Origin of the sequence: Bosea sp. AS-1 (assembly GCF_002220095.1) — a bacterium.
GTDB lineage: Bacteria > Pseudomonadota > Alphaproteobacteria > Rhizobiales > Beijerinckiaceae > Allobosea.
The window spans coordinates 3,740,755-3,759,074 of record NZ_CP022372.1; the positions used below are offsets into that span (position 1 = coordinate 3,740,755).

Here is an 18,320-nt window from a genome sequence, read left to right on the forward strand (position 1 = left end):
AACAACGCGGCGTCGCGCCGCGGCGAGTCACGCCCGCGGCTTTATCAGGCCGAAATCCCGAACAGTTGCAGATCTGGCGCGCCAGCCGAGCTTGTCTTCGATACGGCGTGCGGCCGCCTTGACCGCCTCGACGAAATGCGAGCGGTCCTCGGTCACACGGAACTCCGGCAGCACGATCGAGATCGTGATCGGGCAATGCCCGTCGGGATCCAGGACCGGAGCAGCGATGCAAGCCACGGCGAAATCCGACTCGCCCGCCTGGATCGCGACACCGGCAGCTAGCGCCTCCCGCGCCTGATCGACCAACTCCGCGGCATCCGTGACGGCGCGCCCCGTCGGCGACGTCTTGGCCCCCTCGCGGAACAGGACGGCCTGCTCGGCCCGATCCATCCCCGCGACGAGAAGGCGGCCGGATGCCGTCCAGTTCAGCGGCACGCGCGTACCGACGCGGGAGGTCACGTTGAAGTGGCCGGGCCCCTCCGCCATCGCCTCGACGACCATCATATTGCCGTCACGGCCGCAGACTTGGACGGTTTCACCGACCTCGCGCGCAAGCGTGTGCATCTCGTGCGTGGCGACGGTGACGATCTCGAGGTCCCGGGCGTAGGCCAGGCCGTAATGGTAGAGCTTCGGGCCGAGCCAGACGCCGCCATCGCTGGCCTTGGCCAGGAGGCCCTTGTCGAGCAGATCCTCGACGATGGTGTAGATGGTCGAGAGCGGCGCGCCGATCGCCCGCGCGATCTCGTAGGCCGTCGATGCACGCCCCGCTTGCTGGAGGTGATCGAGGACCTGAACGGCCCGGTCGAGCCCGCTGACGCGCGAGCGAGGCGGCGCAGGCTTCCGGGCGTCGCCCACCGCCTGCTTCGCTTGCGTCACATCCTTCATGGCCGTGCTTCTATCGGTGTCCTGCAAACGGATTCCGTCCTTTCAGCTCGCCGTTTCCCGCCACAGCGGCCGCAGCCATCGGCATCAGCGCCAGGAGAGCCCGTGGCTGTGTCGCACGAGCCGGCGCGGCCGCGGCACATAGCGGCTCGCCGCAATCGCCTCGGTGCCGATCACCGCATAGCGCGGCTCGAAAAGCCGCGTCAGGCGCGAGACGTCGCCATTGGAATCGGTTGCCTCGAGATCGCCGTCTACGAGGTCGAAGACAGTGAAATCGGCGCGCTGGCCGACAGCAAGCCGGTCCGCCATCGACAGCTTGATGACCGAGGCAGGCGCATGCGTCACCGCCTCGAGCACGTTCTCGAAGGGCATGCCGACCGAAAGCAGCTTCGACATGGTGGTCGCCAAGTCCCAGACCGGGAAGTTCATGCAGCGATTGTGCAGATCGGTCGAGATCGAGAACGGCATCAATCCGCGCTGGATCGCGGCTTCGGCTACCTTGAAGGAGAAGGAGGCACCGCCATGGCCGATGTCGAGCCGCACGCCCTCGGCCGCGCAGCGCTCGGCCAGCGTGAACAGGTCCTCGTCCTCCATGATGCTCGATCCGGCCTTGCCGTTGAAGCAGTGGGTGACGACGTCGCCCGGCCCCAGGATCTCCAGCACCTCGTCATAGAGGGCGGGCGGCTCGCCGACATGCACCATCATCGGCAGCTTCAGGATCTTGGCGATCTTCTTGCCGAGCTTGACCGGGGTGACGCCCCAGGAGCCGGTGATGACATGGCTGGCGCGGACCTTGATCCCGACGATGTGCTCGCTGTTCTCGGCATAGCATTCGAGGATGCGATCGAGGTCGATATCCTTGATGTCGCGCAGTTCCGGAACGCGGTTGCAGGCCACCAGCCCGATCGAGCCGAGATTGAGGAAGGCCTTGATGCGCTCGCGAGCCGGCTCGATGATGTATTCGCGAAAGCCGTGGAAATTCGCCTCGCCGGCCGAGCCGGCATCGACGAGGGTGGTAACGCCCCGCTCTGCGCCGCATTCGCGCGGGCGCAGGGAGATGTCGGTGCCTCCGTGCCAGATATGGACGTGGAGGTCGACCCAGCCCGGCGAAACGAAGGCGCCGCCGAGATCGATGCGCGTCGCATCAGCCGGCGCGGACAGCCCCGGGCTTACGGCGGCGACTTTTCCCTGCGCATCGACGAGAACGTCGCTGTTGCCGCTCGGCATGCCGGGCCCGAAGGCGACGAGCTTGGCGTTGGCGAGCAGCAACGGCTTGCCGGAGGATGCGGACGTCATCTCAGAGATCCTTGCGCAGGCGCGGGTCGAGCATGTCGCGCAAGCCGTCGCCGAGCATCTGCAGCGACAGCACGGCGAGCACGATCGCGAAGCCGGGGAAATAGGTCATCCAGTCGGCCTGGCCGATATATTGGCGCCCGGCCGCGATCATCGTCCCCCAGGTCGGAATCTCGGGGCTGACACCGAGGCCGAGAAAAGAGAGTCCCGCCTCGGCCAGCATGGCGCTGGCGAAGATGAAGGTGGCCTGCACGGAGATCGGCGAGACAAGATTGAGAAGCACATGCCGGGTCATGATGCGGAAGGTGGTGTTGCCGAAGGCGCGCGCCGCCTCGACATAGGGCAGTTCGCGGGTGACCAGGGTCGCGGCCCTGACGATCCGGGCCAGGCGCGGCGCGTAGACGATCGAGAGCGCGACGATCACGGTGATCAGCGAAGGGCCGAGCGCAGCGACGAGCGCGATGGCGAGCAAGATGTCCGGGAAGGCCATCATCGCGTCGATCAACCGCGCGATCGGCGTGTCGAGCCGCTTGAAGAACCCGGCCAGCAGGCCGAGCGTCACGCCGATGAGGCTCGACAGCACCACGACGGCGGCACCGACGGAGAGCGAGAGGCGGCCCGCATAAAGCATGCGCGAGAAGATGTCGCGACCGAACTCGTCGGTGCCGAACCAGTAGGTCGCGGAGGGCGGCTTCAATCGGTTGACGATCGAGAGCTTGCCCGGCGCATAGGGGGCGAGCAGCGGCGCGAAGGCTGCAAGCAGCACGAACAGCGCCAGGATGACGAGGCCGGCGGCTACGGTCCGCCGGCGCAGGAGCTGCCGGAAGAAGCGCACCGTGGGGTGCGAGCGCGGCGTTGCGAGGCTGAGGTCGCTCATCAGTAGCGCACCCTGGGATCGATCGCGAGGTAGAGCATGTCGATCGCGAAATTGATCAGCACATAGAGGCCCGCCACGATGAGCAGCGCACCCTGGATGACGGGATAGTCGCGCCGCAGCACCGCCGAAACGACGAGGTTGCCGACACCGGGCAGCCCGAAGACGGTTTCGGTCACCACCGCGCCCGAGATCAGCACCGCGGCCGTCAGTCCGATGACCGTCAGGATCGGGATCAGCGCGTTCTTCAACGCATGGCCGACGACAACGCGCCGCTCGCTCAGGCCCTTGGCACGGGCCGTGCGAACATAGTCGTCCTCGAGCACGTCGAGCATCGATGCGCGGGTGAAGCGCAGGATCAGCGCCGAGGAGACGAGACCGAGCGCGACCGCAGGAAGAACGAGATGACGCATCCGCTCGATGAAGCCGGCATCGGGCCCGCCATAGCCGGAAACCGGCAGGATCTGGAGGCGGACGGCGAAGACCTGCATCAGGATCAGACCCAGCCAGAAGCCCGGGATGCTGGCCGCGAACATGGCGAGTGCCGTCGCCACCTGGTCGACGACAGAACCGCGCCGGTAGGCGGAATAGATGCCGATCGGCAGGGCGATCACGCTGGCGATGGCGAGCGACATCAAGGTCAGGAAGAAGGTCGGCTCGGCACGCTCCAGCAGCGCCGAACCGACCGGCATATTGAGGAAGATCGACTGCCCGAGATCACCCCGCAGCAGCTGGGCGAAATAGAGCAGGTATTGCGTCAGGATCGAATGATCGAGGCCGAGGCGGCTACGCAGCTGCGCGACGTCCTGGGACGTGGCGTCCGGTCCCAGCATGACGGCGGCCGGATCGCCCGGCGTGACCCGGACGATGACGAAGACGATGGTGACGACGAGCGCCATCACCAGGACCATGCCGACGATGCGCTGGATGATGTACCGTAGCATCCGCCCCTGCCCTTATTTCTTGACGGAAACGTTCCAGAAATACGGCCAGGGCGCCGGCACGACGCCAGTGAGCTTGGCGGACTGCGCCGAGAGCGCGTTGAAGTCGCCGATCTTGATGAAGGGCACTTCGTCGTAGATCACCTTCTGGACCGCAGCCCACAGGGCCGGCCGCTTGGCTGGATCCGCCTCGGTGGTGAAGGCTTCGACGGCGGCCTTGCGCGCGGGCGTGTCCCACCAGCCCGGCGCGCTGGTCGAGAGCGAGCCGATCAGGGCGGGTTCGGGCAGGAAGGGGCTGTGGGTGATGTAGATGTCCCACAGGCCCTTGTCGGTGCGCCGCTGGGTCAGGGTCGCCCAGTCGACGACCTGAAGGTCGACGGTGAAGCCGGCGAGCTTCAGATATTCCGCGGCGACCTGGGCCATCTTGTAGTGGAACTCGTATTGGCGGCTGGTCAGGATGCGGATCGGCTCACCCTTGTAGCCGGCTGCCTTGGCGGCCGCCTTCGCCTTGTCCGGGTCGGCGACGTTGTAGTTCCCCGCGACGCCGGCATCGCTGCTCCAGACGAAACCCGCCGGATAGATGTTGCCGTCGAGCGCATAGAACTCCTTGCTGCCGAAGGCGGCGGCCAGCATGTCCTCCATGCTGAGCGCGGTGCGGATCGCCTTGCGGACCTCCAGGTTCTTGGTGGCGCCCTCGGCCGTGTTGAACACGAAGACCGGGTAGCCGAACGGCTTCAGCATCACGGGCTGGGAGGCCTTCGACTGCTTCAGCCTGTCGAACGATTCCACCGGAATCGCGTCGACATAGTCGTATTGGCCGGAGACGGCCGACTCGACGCGGGTGTTGGCGTCGGGCACGGGCACGAAGCGGACTTCGTCCAGCAAGGGGCGCCGCGCGCCACCATAGCCGTCGGCCTCGCCTTCGCGCGGCTTGTAGCCGTCGAACCTGACGAGCTGGATATATTGGTCGGCCTTGCGCTCCTTGAGCATGTAGGGACCGGTGCCGATGAACTCCTTCAGCGGCTCGTCCTGCTTCTTGGCCGGCAGGATGATCGCAGCGGAGTTGTTGAAGGCGAGCAGGGACAGGAGCGGGGCATAGGGCTGCTTGAGCTTGATCACGACCGTCGCGGGTCCGCTCGCCTCGATGCTGTCGATGAAGCCGGCCGTCTGCTTGCCGCGCGAGGCGAGCTTGGTCCAGCGCTTGAGCGAGGCGACGACGTCGTCTGCGGTGAGGTCCGAGCCGTCATGGAATTTCACGCCCGGGCGCAGCGGGATGGTGTAGGTCTTTCCGTCGGCGCTGATCGTCGGCATCGCCTCTGCCAGAAGCGGCGTGACCTTCCAGCTCTTGTCGAAAGTGAAGAGTGTCTCGAATACGTGCTGCGTGACGGTCCCGACCAGGTCGGCCGTCGAGATCATCGGGTCCATGGTCGGAGGCTCGCCGACCGTGGCGACCGTCACGACGCCGTTGCCCTGGGCCCAGGCCGGCATGGGCGCCGCCAGCAGACCGCAAGCGAGTAGATATCCAAGTGATCGTTTCAACGTCCCCTCCTATTACCTTGTTCTGTATTGTGATTTTTTGAGAGAACTCCCGCCGCGGACGATCGTCAACGCCGGGCCGTTCTCGTGCCGACGGAGCGCTCGGCTCACCCCGGCCATTTCGCCAGGGAGGCCGTCCGGCGGTTGCGCCTCTCCAGAAGCGAGCCGGCTGTCGCCTCGTTGCGCTTGCGCGCGGTCTCGAGCTCGGCGTCGATCCGGTCGGCGACGACGTGCTCCTCCCCCGGATGCAGATTGCAGGGGTCGAGGAAGAAATGGCCATGCTCGACCTCATGGTCGCGCACGATGATCGGTGGCGCGCCGCGGGCGAGCTGGTCGGCGAGGTCCCAGGCGGTAATGCGGGCCTCCTCGGGATCGAGCGAGAGCTGCAACCGATCCAGCGGATTGTTGGTCGGATCCGGGATGATCGTGGCCGTCACGCCAGGATGGGAAGCGAAGCGTGCCTGCCACAGCTCGAGCGCCGCGCGTTCGCGAGCCCGGATGCCGGCATGATCGCGCGTCTCCCAGGCCTCGAGCGCGGCGATGGTGCCGAGGATGCTCTCCTTGCCCACTTTCATGCCGCGGCCGATGCCGCTGTTCTGCACGAAGGTGGCCCGCACCAGATCGCGCGCGCCGGCGACGATGCCGCCGGTCGGGCCGCCGAGGAACTTGTGGGAGGAATAGAGCGCGATATCGGCGCCAGCGGCCAGGAACCCCTTGAGATCGTATTCCGAAGCGGCATCCACGATCACGGGCACACCGCGCGCATGACAGACGGCAGCGAACTCGTCGAGCGGCATCAGGCCGTACTGCACCGTGTGGTGCGAGACGACATAGAGTGCCGCCGCCGTGCGATCGTTGATCGCGCCTTCGAGCTGATAGGCCCGCGCATTCGTCGCCTGCCCGACCGGAACCACCTTGGCGCCCGCCAGGCGGATCGCCTGGTCGACGGGCGCGCCGTAACCGACCATGTGACCCATCATCACCACGACCTCGTTCTTGAGGCCCGTCGTATCGGGCAGCCGCTCGACCGCGGCGAGATCGGCACCTGTCATCGCTCCTGCGATCGCGAGCGTGATACCGGCCGAGCAGGAGGCGGTGACGAAACCGGCTTCGGCCCCGCACAGGCGCGCGATGACCGCGCTCGCCTTCTTCTGCAGATCGTCGATCTCCACGAATTCGGGAAGGATCGCCGTCATGGCCGCGATCGCCTCGGGGCCGACGATCGATGCGCCGAGTGCCGTCATCGTGCCGGAGACGTTGATGACCGGCCGCAGGCCAAGGCTGGGCCGAATATCGGAGCGTGTCATGAGTGTCTCCTGCGATCTTTCAGAGGCATCGCGGCGTGCGATGTGCGCTTTGTCTGCGGATAGGGGATCAACGGCCTCGACCTAGATCGCGATCTGCCGAAGGAACGGGGAGACGCCTGCAGCAAAGTCCGCGAATTGCGGCTCGCCGGGCGGCCGAGAGCGCATGGCGCCTGCCTTTACCCTCTCACTCACCGGTGTCTCCACTGCGTGCCATTATTCTGTAATTACGGAATATATATCCTAGTTAGGGATTTTGAGAAGATTGACGCAGCGCGTCAAGAGCCGGCCGCGTTGAAATTTGGCGCAGGCGACGCTGCGACAGGAGGCCGGCGCCGCAACCTTCAATGGCCGACGCCATCCACCTGCGTAACCGCGTCACATTCAGCACGGGGAAGATGCCCGCCGAGCGATCCGCGCTTGACGCCACATGGATCGATTTTTTATGATCCAAATAAGAAAACATTTGATCCACATATTGGACCGTTCAATGCCCCCTGCTCTTGCCGGCATCCTTCCTGTCCTGCCAACGCCGTTTGCAGCGGACGGTGCGATCGACCCAGCCGCCTTGGGGCGCGTCACAGCCTTCGCGCTGAACGCAGGTGCGGCGGGCGTGGTGTTTCCCGGCTTCGCCAGCGAGGTCGACAACCTGACCGGCGATGAACGGGAAACTCTGTTGCGGGAGGTCGTTCGCGTCGTCGCCGGCCGGGTGCCTGTGGTAGCCGGGGCGAGCGCGCCCTCGGCAGCGGAGGCGATCGGATACTGCCGGCAGGCCCGCGAACTGGGCATCGCCCATGTCATGATCCAGGCGCCGAAATCCGTCGGCGTCGACAAGGCCGCCGTCGCGGCGTTCTACCGGGAGATCACGGAAGCGGTGCCCGAGCTCGAGATCGTGCTGCAGAACGCCCCCGCCCCGCGCGGTTCGGACCTGAAGCCTGACGTGCTGATCGAGATCGTCCGCGGCAATCCCGCCATCACCTATCTCAAGGAAGAAACGATCCCGGCGGGGCCCGCCATCACCACGATCCTCAGGGACAAGCCTCCGCATCTCAAAGGCGTGCTAGGTGGCGGCGGAGCGCGCTACATCATCGACGAATATGTTCGCGGTGCCTGCGGCGCGATGCCGGCAGCGGAGTTCACCGATGTCCACGCGGCACTGGACCGCGCCTTCCGCGAGGGGGCGACCGGCACGGCCCGCGATCTCTACATGCGGACCCTGCCGCTCTTGCTGATCCAGGCCAATCTGCGCATGGCCTTCACCAAATATGTGCTGACCCGTCGCGGCATCCTGACCAATCAGGTCTGCCGTGCCCCGCTGCCAGCCCTCGATGCGATCGAGCGCACCGAGATCGATGCCTGGCTCGCGCGCATCGCGGATCTGCTGACGCCGACAGCCTCGCTCCAGGCCGCGGAATAACCTCATGGCCGAGCGCGTCGCCAAGGTCGAAATCTACACGCTGACGATCCCGCGCGAGACCGTCTATCTCGGCGATCCGCGCCCCGGCGAAACCATCAACGAGAAGGGCTACATCGTCCGCAAGGGCAACCGCACGGTCTATCCGACGATGGATCGCACGGTGGTGGTCCGGCTGGAGACCACGGGTGGGCTCGTCGGCTGGGGCGAGACCTATGGCATCGTCGCACCCGGCGCCGTCATCGCCATCATCGACGATCTGCTCGGCCCCTATGTCGTCGGCCGCTCCCCGCAGGATGTCGTGGTGATCCACGAGGATCTCTACGATCTGATGCGCGTGCGCGGCTGCACTGGCGGCTTCTACCTCGACGCGCTCGCGGCCATCGACATCGCGCTATGGGATCTCAACGCCCGCCTGGTCGACCGCCCCCTCGTCGCCATGCTCGGCGGGCGCCGGCATGAGCGCCTGCCGGCCTATATCTCGGGCCTGCCCAAGCGCACGCGGGCCGAGCGTGCCGATTTCGCGACCGAGTGGCAGGAAAAGGGCTTCGACAGCTTCAAGTTCGCTGCGCCCGTCGCGGATGACGGCAATGTCGCGGAGATCGCGACGCTGCGCGAGCGGCTCGGGCCCCACGCCCGGATCGCCTGCGACATGCATTGGGTCCATACGGCCGAACAGGCCGTCTCGGCCATCCGGGCGATGGAGCCGCACGGCCTCTGGTTCGCCGAGGCGCCGGTGAAGCCGGAGGATGTCGACGGCCTCGCCCATGTCGCCGCCCATGTCTCGACGCCGGTGGCCGCCGGCGAGGAGTGGCGCACCGTCTACGATCTGGTGCCGCGGGTGGCGCGGCGCGCCTGCGCCATCGTCCAGCCGGAGATGGGGCACAAAGGCATCACCGAGTTCATGCGCATCGGACAATATGCGCAGGCGCACAACCTTTCCGTCATCCCGCATGCAACGATCGGCATGGGGTTGTTCATGGCCGCGAGCCTGCATGCGAGCGCGGCGCTCTCGGCGGTCACCTGCCATGAATACCAGCACTCGATCTTCGAGCCGAACCGGCGCCTGCTCACCGGCGACATGGATTGCCGCGAGGGCTTCTACAGCTTGCCGACGGGCCCAGGCCTCGGCGTCGCGCCATCCGAGGAGGCGCTGGGCCTGCTTGTGAAACACTGACCGTAACCGCCGGACGACACGGCAGAAACACGAGAGGGAGAGACGTCATGAGGATGCCAGGCTGGAAACGGCTCGCCGCCGCCGGGCTCGTCGCGCTCTGCACGACGACGGCCCTACCCGCGCTTGCCCAGAACAAGGTGCTCAAGTTCGTATCCTGGCAGAAGGACGAGCGCGGCGCCGGCGACTGGTGGGGCTCGGTCATCAAGGAATTCGAGGCGACCCATCCCGGCGTCAAGATCGAATGGACCAAGGTTGAGCGCGGGGCCTTCGCCGACACCATGACGACGCTCTTTGCCGGCGGCCAGCCGCCGGACATCGTCCACCTCGCCTCCTTCGAGTTCCAGAAATTCGCCGACAATGGCTGGCTGGAACCGCTCGACCCCTACATCAAGAACGCCAAGCTCGATCTCAAAGGCTGGGCCGGTCAGGACACTTGCAGCTGGAACAAAGAAACCGTCTGCGTGATGATGCTCTATTTCGGGTATTTCATGGCCTATAACGAGGAGCTCCTGAAGAAGGAGGGACTCGAGGTCCCAAAGAATTACGCCGAATTCCTTACGGCAGCCCGTAAGCTCACCAAGGACGTCAATGGCGACGGCATCGTCGACCAGTTCGGCACCGGCCATGAAACGCGCGGCGGCGGCGGCCAGTACATGTCGGAGATGATGAACTACACGCTCGACGCCGGCGCGCGCTGGACCGACGAGAGCGGCAAGGTCACGATCGATACGCCGCAGATGATCGAGGGCCTCGCCCGCTGGAAGACCATCGTCAAGGAGAACCTGACGCCGCGCGATCTCGCCGCCGGCGAGGTTCGCCAGCTCTTTGCCGACGGCAAGATCGCGATGAAGACCGACGGCCCGTGGCTCTGGCCGATCATTCAGAAAGGCAAAGCCAAGGACCAGATCAAGCTGACCATGGCACCGTTCTCCCCACCGGTCGGCGGCTCCTCCAATGTGCTCGGCATCGCATCGGAGATTTCGCCGGAGAACAAAAAGCTCGCCTGGGACTTCATCGCGATCGCGACCTCCGACAAGTTCCAGTCGACCTATGCGACCCTCGGCGCCTCGCCGCCGCCGGACCCACGCGCCGACACCTCCGGCGCGAGCAAGGACACGCCGCATTTCGACCTGCTGGTGAAGGCGACCAAGGCCGCCGCCGACGCCAAGATCGACCGCATCCCCAAAGGGCTGGAGCTGCAGTTCAACGAGTTCGCCAAGATGGTCATGGAAGAGAGCCAGCGCATGATCATCCAGGACCTCGATCCGAAGGTCGTGGCGGCGACCATGCAGAAGAAGGCCGAGGCGCTGCAGAAGCAGTGAAGGTCCGGCCAGGGCCGATCCCAATGCCTCGGCCTCTCGGTTCCCCCGACGCATCTTCCGGGTCGGCGCCCCGCGCCACCCGGAACCGACGGAACGCAGCCCCGGAAAACCCATGCCCCGATCCGCTTTTCTCGATCTGGCGCGGCCCAGCCGTCGCCATTGGCTCGGCTACCTCCTGCTCCTCCCGGCGGTGCTGCTGATCGGGCTGATCATCGCCTATCCGCTCTTCGTCTCCGTCGACCTTTCCTTCCAGAATGTCGGCATCCCGCGGCTCGACCAGCCGCGACGGCCCTTCACCACGGCCAATTACGAGCGGCTCTTCGCCTCGTCGGAATTCTGGAACGCAAGCTGGACCACGCTGAAGCTCGTGGTGATCGTCTCGTTCTTCTGCTTCCTGCTGGGTCTCGGCACCGCGCTCCTCGTCAACAACCGCTTCAAGGGGCAGTCCGTCGCGCGCCTGCTCGTCGCCCTGCCCTGGGCGGTGCCGGAGGTCGTCGCGGTCGTGGTCTTCGCCTGGATCTTCGATTCGTCCTTCGGCCTGATGAACTGGGTCTTCATCCGCCTTGGCCTCGTCGATACCACGATCAACTGGTTCTCCTCGCCCGAAGCCGCCTTCGCCGTCGTCTGCACAACCATGGTCTGGAAGGGCTATCCCTTCGTTTCGATCATGATGCTGGCCGGGTTGCAGTCGATTCCGGAGGACTTCTACAACGCCGCCCGCGTCGACGGCGCCAATGCCTGGCAGCGGCTGATCAACATCACCCTGCCCTCGCTGATGCCAGTACTCGGCGTCACGCTGATCCTGGTGATGCTCTGGGTCTTCCGCGACTTCTCGATCATCTACGTGATGACCGGGGGCGGCCCGCTGAAGGCGACGCAGACCCTTTCCATCATGACCTACGAGCAGGCCTTCGGCTTCTTCAAGATGGGCTACGCCTCGGCGATCGGCGTCGTCACCCTGATCATCTGCGTCATCGCGAGCCGGCTGATGATGGGCCGGGCGCCCGAGAATATCTGAGGCGACACCGATGAAGCGCAAGCTCCCCGCATCCGCCCTGCTCTATGTCGTCGTGGTCCTCACCTGCGCGCTGCTGGTCTTTCCGATCTACTGGCTGATCGTGACCGCACTGGCGACACCGGCCGAACTTCGGGCGTTGCCGCCGACCTTCTGGCCAACCGCGCCGCGCTGGGGCGTTTTCGCCGAAATCATCGAGCAGCGTCCGATCCTGCTGTGGCTCGGCAATTCGACGCTGGCTGCGGCGGGCGCGGTAACGCTGTCGATGCTGGTTTCGGTGCTGGCGGGCTACAGCCTGTCACGCTTCCGGGTGCGCGGCGGCCCCTCGCTCGGCCTCTTCATCCTCACCGCCAAGATGCTGCCGGCGACGCTGCTCGTCATCCCCCTCTTCGGCATCTTCCGGATGACCGGGATGATCGGCTCGCTGTGGTCGATCATCCTCGCCCACGCCACACTGATCGTGCCCTTCACCACCTGGATGCTGAAGGGCTATTTCGACACCATCCCGCGCGAGCTGGAACAGGCGGCGATGGTCGATGGCTGCTCGCCGCTGGGCGCGATGGTCAGGGTCATTCTGCCGGTCTCGGCGCCGGGGCTGGCGGCGACCGCGCTCTACGGTTTCGTCCTGTCCTGGTCGGACTATGCCTATGCCCGCACCTTCCTGACCAATGCCCAGACCAACTGGACCGCCAATCTCGGGCTGACGACGATGAAGGGCGAATACGTCTCCAACTGGGCCGATATCTCGGCTGCCGCCCTGATCGTCGCCGTGCCGGTCCTCCTGATCTACCTCTTCCTCGAACGCTACCTCGTCGGCGGGCTGACCGCCGGCGCGGAGAAGTGAGCTCCCGCATGGCCGGCATCAGCATCGAACACGTCACGAAATCCTACGGCTCGCTGCAGGTCCTGAAGGACTTCTCGCTGGAGATCACGGACGGCGAGTTCGTCGTCTTCGTCGGGCCGTCCGGCTGCGGCAAGTCGACCATGCTGAAGATCCTCGCCGGCCTCGAGGACGCGACCTCGGGTACCGTCAGGATCGGCGGCCGCGACGTCACCGATCTCGCGCCGGGCGATCGCGACATCGCCATGGTCTTCCAGAACTACGCGCTCTACCCGCATCTGACGGTCGCGCGGAACATGGGCTTCGGCCTGAAGATGCGCGGCATGCCGGCAGCCGAGATCGACCGGCGGGTCAGCGAGGCCGCACAGGTCCTCGGCGTCGCTCATCTGCTCGACCGCAAGCCGAAGGCACTCTCCGGCGGACAGCGCCAGCGCGTCGCGCTCGGCCGCGCCATCGTGCGCGAACCACGGGCCTTCCTGATGGACGAGCCGCTCTCCAATCTCGACGCGAAGCTGCGCGTCCACACCCGCGCCGAGATATCCGCACTGCACCAGCGCCTCAGGACCACGACGATCTACGTCACACACGACCAGACCGAGGCGATGACGATGGCCGACCGCATCGTCATCATGCGCGATGGCACGATCCAGCAGATCGCCGATCCCGACACGATGTTCCGCAAGCCGGCCAATCTCTTCGTCGCCGGCTTCATCGGCTCGCCAGGCATGAATTTCTTTCGCGCCGCCCTGACCGGAACGCGCAAGGCCCGGCTGCTTGGACGCGAGATCGAACTGCCTCTCGCGAAGGAACACGGTGCGGGCGACGTGCTGGTCGGCCTGAGGCCCGAATATCTCAGCGCCGGCACCGGCGGACCCGTTACCTTCGAGGCAACGCCGCGACTCGTCGAAAGCCTCGGCAGTGAGAAATACCTTTATCTCGACCTGCCCGAAGAGAATCGCGCCGCCCTCACGGATGCCGGAAGCGACGACCGCCGGGCCGACCAGTTCATCGCCCGCGTCATGGACTCGGCTCCCATCGAAGAAGGCCGGCCGATGCCGCTCTCCTTCGATCCTGCGCGCCTCCATCTCTTCGATGCGCAGACGCATCTCGCTCTGAACTGAGGACAGCTCAGCCATGGCCATTCTCGTTACAGGCAGCGCCGGACGCATCGGCTCCCGCGTCGTCGACCGCCTTCTCGCCGAAGGACAGGCTGTTAACGGCTTCGACCTGCGCAACACCGGTCGCTCGGACCCCGGTTATCGCGAAATCGTCGGGGCATTCGATGATCGGGTGGCGGCGCGCGAGGCGGTGCAGGATGCCGAGGCGATCCTGCATCTCGGCGCCTTCATGTCCTGGCTTCCGGCCGATACCGACAAGCTTTTCCGCGCCAATGTCGACGGCACGCGCGTGCTGATGGAGGAAGCGGCCGGGGTGAAGCCCAGCCGCATCGTCTTCGCCAGCTCCGGCGAGGTCTATCCCGAGAACGTCCCGGATTACCTGCCCGTCGACGAGGACCACCCGCTCAAGCCGCGTTCGGCCTATGGCCTCTCGAAGCAGCTTGGCGAGGAGATCGTCCGCTTCACCGAGCGCAGTACCGGTATCCCGGCGACGATCCTGCGCTTTTCGCACACACAGGATGCGAGCGAATTGCTCGACGAGAGCAGCTTCTTTTCCGGCCCGCGCTTCTTCCTGCAGCCGAAGATCCGCCAGCAGGAAGGCTTCGGCAACGCGGCCGCGGTCGCCGCGCTGAAGGCGGTCGACGACGGCGCGCCCGCGCTCGTGCTCTCCCGCAACGAGAACGGCCGGCCCTTCCGCATGCACATCACCGACGCACGCGACATGGTCGACGGCATCCTGCTCGCCGTGCGCAGCGAGAAGGCCGCGGGCCGCACCTACAATCTCGGAGCCACCGCTCCCGTCGATTTCGCCCACGCCCTGCCGTTGATGGCGCAGGTGACGGGGCTGCCATTGAAAACGGTCGACCTGCCCGGTTCCGGCGTGTTCTACGAAACCGCGAATGCCCGGATTCGGGCCGAACTGGGTTTCGAGCCGCAATGGACGATCGAGCGCATGATCGAAGAGGCCGCCGCAGCGCGGGTGGCCCGCGCGAAGGCGGCCTGAGGATGCAGGAGGAGCGCGTCCTGCCGCCGGAGGAGCGCGACGTCCCTGTCGGTGCCGCGGCGCTGGCCAAGGGGCTCTATCTGCTCGAAGTGATCGGCGAACATCCGACGCCGCCGCGCTTCAAGGACCTCCAGGCGGCGACGAAACTCGCCAAAGGCACGCTGGCCCGGCTGCTCAACACACTGCTGCTGTTCCGCCTGATCCGGCATGAGGACAGCGACAACACCTACCGGCTCGGTCACAGGCTGTTCGAGCTCGCCCATCGCGTCTGGGAGTCCTTCGACCTGCGCGGTGCGGCAGCGCCGATGCTGGAGCGGTTGGCCGAGGAGACGCGCGAGACGGTTGCGCTCTGCGCCATCGATGGCGGCGAGGTGCTCTATATCGACCAGCGCAGTCGCGGCGGCGCCTTCGGCTTTCGCATCGAGGCCGGCCGCCGCGCGCCGCTGCACTGCACGGCTGGTGGAAAGGCGCTACTGGCCTTCGCAGAGCCGCATGAGCGCCGCGCCCTGCTCGACCGGATCAAGCTCGAACGCTACGCCCCGGCTACCATCACCGACGAGGAGGCCCTGCTCGCCGACCTCGCGCTCGCCCGGGCGCGCGGCTATGCCGTCTCGCAGGAGGAGCACGTTCCCGGCGTCTCATCGGCCGCGGCACCGATCTTCGACCATACCGGCCGGGCCATCGCCGCAATCGGCATCTTCGGCCCGACGGCGCGGCTTGCCAGCGACCGGCTGCTCACCACCGGGCGCGATCTGATGGCCGCGGCGCGCCAGATCTCCGGCAATGTCGGCGCCATGCCGGTCAACATCGCGCCGCCCTCCCCGGCACACCGCCAGAGCGACAGCGACGCCGAATGTGTCCTGCCCTGGGGCGCGCATCTGGCGGAAGGTCCGCTCTGGTCCGAGGCGGAGCAGCGCCTCTACTGGGTCGACATCCTCGCGCCGGCCGTCCACCGCTTCGATCCGGCGACGCGCACCAATCAGGAAGTCAAGCTCCCTCGCCTGGTCAGCGCGGTCGTCGAGCGTCGTCAGGGCGGACTTGCGGCGCTGACGCAGGAAGGGCTGGAGCGCTTCGATTTCGCCAGTGGCGGCCTGTCCCCGCTCGTCGACCCGGAAACCGATCTGCCGGACAATCGCTTCAATGACGGCAAATGCGACCGGCAGGGTCGGCTCTGGGCCGGATCGATGAGCCTCGATGCCGGCAAGCCCACCGGCTCCCTCTACCGGATCGACGGCGATCTGAGCTGGCAACGCGCCGACAGCGGATTCCGCGTCGCCAACGGGCTCGACTGGAGCCCCGACGGCCGCACCTTCTACTTCACCGACAGCGCACCTGGCCGCATCTACGCCTATGATTTCGACATGGCCGCGGGCACCGTCTCCGGTCGGCGCATCTTCGCCGAAATCGACCCGGCCGAAGGGCGCCCGGACGGCCTCGCGGTGGATAGCGAAGGCTTCATCTGGTGCGCGCTCTGGGATGGCTGGTGCGTCCGCCGCTTCACTCCGGACGGCCGCCGCGAGCGCGACATCCGCCTGCCGGTGCCACGCCCGACGAGCCTGACCTTCGGCGGAAGCGATCTCTCGACCCTCTTCATCACCACGGCCCGTATCCGCCTGCCCTCGCGCGTGCTGGCGGAGGCGCCCTTCTCCGGCGGGCTTTTCGCAGCGCCGGCGCCGGTCCCGGGCCTGCCTTCCAACGGGTTTGCAGGATGATGGCCGAACCCACCTATCCCGATCTGAAGGGGCGCACCGCCCTCGTCACCGGCGGGGCCGACGGGATCGGCCGTGCCACGGTCGCAGCACTCGCTCGGCAGGGCATGCGCGTCGGGTTCATCGACATCGCGGCCGATGCCGGCCGGACGCTCGAAGCGGAGCTGCGAGCGACAGGCGCCGACGTCGCCTTCGCCCATGCCGATCTGCGCGACCTCAAGACGACGCTCAGTGCCGTCGACAGCCTGCAGGCGCAGCTTGGTCCGGTCGCGATCCTGGTCAACAACGCCGGCCACGACGAACGGCACGCTTTCGCAAGCGTGACACCGGACTATTGGGACGATCGCCTTGCCGTGAACCTGCGGCCAATGATGTTCCTTGCGCAGAAACTCGCACCCGGCATGGCGGCGCTGGGCGGCGGAGCAATCATCAATCTGAGCTCCACCTCCTGGATGAAGCGTTCCGTCGATCTCATCGCGTACACCACGGCGAAGTCGGCGGTCATCGGCCTCACCCGTTCGCTGGCACGCGAACTGGGCGGGGATCGCATCCGCGTCAATTGCGTCACGCCCGGCTGGGTGATGACGCCACGCCAGCGCGCCGAGCGCCTGACGCCCGAACGCTGGGCCCAGGCGCAGGAGCAACAGGCCATCAAGGGCGCGATCGAGCCCGAGGATATCGCCGCGATGATTCTCTTCCTTGCCTCCGATGCTTCACGCATGTGCACGGGCCAGAATTTCATCGTCGATGCCGGGACCGTTTGATCGTGGCGCCCTGGACCATCGGTTCGTGACCACCGCCGGCATCAGAGGCGACGGCACAGAGTCAGGCGTCTCGGCGCCCGGCCGATCGTATCGCTTGCGAGGTTTTGAAGGCGCTGTTCTTATGGCCTTGAGCACCATGTGAGCAGGGTCTTCGACCATGAGCATGCGCAATCGGGGCGATCTTTCGGAAACCCCGAGCGCGGTGGTGGCAACACCGTGTGCCAATGTCTTCGGCTGGAACCCGATCTGGAGCCCATACGAGCAGGCTCTCTACTGGGTCGACATGCACGCGCCCAGCCTGCACCGCCTGAAACCGAGAAGCAGGCAGCATGAATTCTGGCCGATGCCCGAGCCTTGTTGCGGCGTTGCGCTCGCCCCGACCGGCGTCATCGTCGCTCTCGGCGGATGGCTGATCCATTTCCAGCCCGCGACAGGAGAACTCACGCCGCTGATCGAAGTCAGAGGCGCTTCGTCGGAGAGCAGGTTAAACGCGCTGAAATGCGATGCTCGCGGGCGGCTATGGGCCGCCACGACGCGGAATGCCGCCGTGGAAGGATCAGGCTCGCTCTATAGGATCGATGCGGATGCCCGATGCTCGCGCATCCTGTCCGATCTTCGCAACCCGAGCAGCCTCGGCTGGAGCCCGGATTTCCAGGCGATGTATGTTTCGGATGCCGCCGAACATCATGTCAGACGCTATGAATACGCCAATTCGGACGGCTCGCTGGGCGACATGACGTCTTTCCGGTTGGCGGGGGTAGAGGCCGACTGGCTGCATGGCTGTGCCGTGGATGCCGAAGGCTGCATTTGGAGCGCGAGGGCACAGCCCGGCAAAGTCACGAGGCTTTCTCCCGAAGGGGAACTTCTTTCGGCCCTCGCATTGCCGGTATCGCAGGTCACGGCCTGCGCTTTCGGTGGCTCCGGATTGCGGACGCTCTTTGTGACGACGGCCTCGCAAAACCTGTCCCAGGAAGAACGCGATGCCCAGCCCGAGGCGGGACATTTGTTCGGCATCGATGTCCTGACGCCCGGCCGGCCCGAAACCGCGGCGGCATTCCTGCAACGTTTTCCGCCGTTCCTGAGTACGGGCGGCTGGCCCGATGCCGCGCTTCCGATCTACTGAGCCT

16 protein-coding genes are annotated in these 18,320 nt (G+C 66.1%); 10 read left to right on the forward strand and 6 right to left on the reverse strand.

The features are described 5' to 3' along the window. Positions 1–27 precede the first annotated feature (27 nt). The 6 genes from CE453_RS19580 to CE453_RS19605 all read right to left on the reverse strand — a co-directional run bounded on the left by CE453_RS19580 (position 28) and on the right by CE453_RS19605 (position 6,833). Positions 28–885 (reverse strand): IclR family transcriptional regulator, encoded by an 858-nt coding sequence (locus CE453_RS19580; RefSeq protein ID WP_089176099.1) that lies wholly within the window; start codon positions 883–885, stop codon positions 28–30. An 84-nt stretch (positions 886–969) separates the two neighbouring features. After that, positions 970–2,178, reverse strand: a complete 1,209-nt coding sequence (locus CE453_RS19585) for an amidohydrolase/deacetylase family metallohydrolase (protein ID WP_089176100.1) — start codon at positions 2,176–2,178, stop codon at positions 970–972. A gap of 1 nt (position 2,179) precedes the next feature. Next, on the reverse strand, positions 2,180–3,052 hold the full coding sequence (locus tag CE453_RS19590; RefSeq protein ID WP_089176101.1) for an ABC transporter permease: 873 nt from the start codon (positions 3,050–3,052) through the stop codon (positions 2,180–2,182). Beyond that, positions 3,052–3,993, reverse strand: coding sequence for an ABC transporter permease (locus CE453_RS19595; RefSeq protein ID WP_198302157.1), 942 nt, complete (start codon positions 3,991–3,993; stop codon positions 3,052–3,054). Before CE453_RS19595 ends, CE453_RS19590 begins: the two co-directional genes overlap by 1 nt. A 12-nt stretch (positions 3,994–4,005) precedes the next feature. Beyond that, positions 4,006–5,478, reverse strand: a complete 1,473-nt coding sequence (locus CE453_RS19600) for an ABC transporter substrate-binding protein (RefSeq protein ID WP_472840956.1) — start codon at positions 5,476–5,478, stop codon at positions 4,006–4,008. Positions 5,479–5,633: 155 nt separating this feature from the next. Further along, entirely contained in the window at positions 5,634–6,833 is a 1,200-nt protein-coding gene (locus tag CE453_RS19605) for an aminotransferase class V-fold PLP-dependent enzyme (RefSeq protein ID WP_089176103.1), read from the reverse strand. A 487-nt stretch (positions 6,834–7,320) separates the two neighbouring features. Between CE453_RS19605 and CE453_RS19610 the strand changes: the two genes are divergently transcribed. From CE453_RS19610 to CE453_RS19655, 10 genes are all read left to right on the forward strand, one after another. After that, on the forward strand, positions 7,321–8,247 hold the full coding sequence (locus CE453_RS19610) for a dihydrodipicolinate synthase family protein (RefSeq protein ID WP_089176104.1): 927 nt from the start codon (positions 7,321–7,323) through the stop codon (positions 8,245–8,247). Positions 8,248–8,251: 4 nt separating this feature from the next. After that, positions 8,252–9,421 (forward strand): mandelate racemase/muconate lactonizing enzyme family protein, encoded by a 1,170-nt coding sequence (locus tag CE453_RS19615; RefSeq protein WP_089176105.1) that lies wholly within the window; start codon positions 8,252–8,254, stop codon positions 9,419–9,421. A 53-nt stretch (positions 9,422–9,474) separates the two neighbouring features. After that, positions 9,475–10,743, forward strand: coding sequence for an ABC transporter substrate-binding protein (locus CE453_RS19620; protein ID WP_472841005.1), 1,269 nt, complete (start codon positions 9,475–9,477; stop codon positions 10,741–10,743). A gap of 112 nt (positions 10,744–10,855) precedes the next feature. Beyond that, the gene (locus CE453_RS19625; protein ID WP_089176107.1) at positions 10,856–11,761 is read left to right on the forward strand and encodes a carbohydrate ABC transporter permease; all 906 of its coding nucleotides are present in this window, start codon (positions 10,856–10,858) and stop codon (positions 11,759–11,761) included. A gap of 10 nt (positions 11,762–11,771) precedes the next feature. After that, positions 11,772–12,602: a carbohydrate ABC transporter permease gene (locus CE453_RS19630; protein ID WP_089176108.1), complete on the forward strand. Its 831-nt coding sequence runs from the start codon at positions 11,772–11,774 to the stop codon at positions 12,600–12,602. Positions 12,603–12,610: 8 nt separating this feature from the next. Further along, entirely contained in the window at positions 12,611–13,720 is a 1,110-nt protein-coding gene (locus CE453_RS19635; RefSeq protein WP_089176109.1) for an ABC transporter ATP-binding protein, read from the forward strand. A 13-nt stretch (positions 13,721–13,733) separates the two neighbouring features. Then, on the forward strand, positions 13,734–14,720 hold the full coding sequence (locus tag CE453_RS19640; RefSeq protein WP_089176110.1) for an NAD-dependent epimerase/dehydratase family protein: 987 nt from the start codon (positions 13,734–13,736) through the stop codon (positions 14,718–14,720). Positions 14,721–14,722: 2 nt separating this feature from the next. After that, positions 14,723–16,432, forward strand: a complete 1,710-nt coding sequence (locus tag CE453_RS19645) for an SMP-30/gluconolactonase/LRE family protein (protein WP_089176111.1) — start codon at positions 14,723–14,725, stop codon at positions 16,430–16,432. Continuing rightward, complete coding sequence (locus CE453_RS19650; protein WP_349236627.1) at positions 16,429–17,193, forward strand: SDR family NAD(P)-dependent oxidoreductase; 765 nt, start codon at positions 16,429–16,431, stop codon at positions 17,191–17,193. The genes CE453_RS19645 and CE453_RS19650 overlap by 4 nt, the downstream gene beginning before the upstream one ends. 157 nt (positions 17,194–17,350) lie before the next feature. After that, a complete protein-coding gene (locus CE453_RS19655) occupies positions 17,351–18,316 on the forward strand; it encodes an SMP-30/gluconolactonase/LRE family protein (protein ID WP_089176113.1) in 966 nt (321 codons plus the stop codon). The last annotated feature ends 4 nt before the right edge of the window (positions 18,317–18,320 follow it).

Coding starts and splice junctions, on each gene's coding strand:
- CE453_RS19630 (WP_089176108.1), top strand. CDS start 11,772: ATGAAGCGCAAGCTCCCCGCATCCGCCCTGCTCTATGTCGTCGTGGTC.
- CE453_RS19615 (WP_089176105.1), top strand. CDS start 8,252: ATGGCCGAGCGCGTCGCCAAGGTCGAAATCTACACGCTGACGATCCCG.
- CE453_RS19645 (WP_089176111.1), top strand. CDS start 14,723: ATGCAGGAGGAGCGCGTCCTGCCGCCGGAGGAGCGCGACGTCCCTGTC.
- CE453_RS19585 (WP_089176100.1), bottom strand. CDS start 2,178: ATGACGTCCGCATCCTCCGGCAAGCCGTTGCTGCTCGCCAACGCCAAG.
- CE453_RS19655 (WP_089176113.1), top strand. CDS start 17,351: ATGAGCATGCGCAATCGGGGCGATCTTTCGGAAACCCCGAGCGCGGTG.
- CE453_RS19580 (WP_089176099.1), bottom strand. CDS start 885: ATGAAGGATGTGACGCAAGCGAAGCAGGCGGTGGGCGACGCCCGGAAG.
- CE453_RS19595 (WP_198302157.1), bottom strand. CDS start 3,993: ATGCTACGGTACATCATCCAGCGCATCGTCGGCATGGTCCTGGTGATG.
- CE453_RS19605 (WP_089176103.1), bottom strand. CDS start 6,833: ATGACACGCTCCGATATTCGGCCCAGCCTTGGCCTGCGGCCGGTCATC.
- CE453_RS19625 (WP_089176107.1), top strand. CDS start 10,856: ATGCCCCGATCCGCTTTTCTCGATCTGGCGCGGCCCAGCCGTCGCCAT.
- CE453_RS19590 (WP_089176101.1), bottom strand. CDS start 3,052: ATGAGCGACCTCAGCCTCGCAACGCCGCGCTCGCACCCCACGGTGCGC.
- CE453_RS19600 (WP_472840956.1), bottom strand. CDS start 5,478: ATGCCGGCCTGGGCCCAGGGCAACGGCGTCGTGACGGTCGCCACGGTC.
- CE453_RS19635 (WP_089176109.1), top strand. CDS start 12,611: ATGGCCGGCATCAGCATCGAACACGTCACGAAATCCTACGGCTCGCTG.
- CE453_RS19650 (WP_349236627.1), top strand. CDS start 16,429: ATGATGGCCGAACCCACCTATCCCGATCTGAAGGGGCGCACCGCCCTC.
- CE453_RS19620 (WP_472841005.1), top strand. CDS start 9,475: ATGCCAGGCTGGAAACGGCTCGCCGCCGCCGGGCTCGTCGCGCTCTGC.
- CE453_RS19640 (WP_089176110.1), top strand. CDS start 13,734: ATGGCCATTCTCGTTACAGGCAGCGCCGGACGCATCGGCTCCCGCGTC.
- CE453_RS19610 (WP_089176104.1), top strand. CDS start 7,321: ATGCCCCCTGCTCTTGCCGGCATCCTTCCTGTCCTGCCAACGCCGTTT.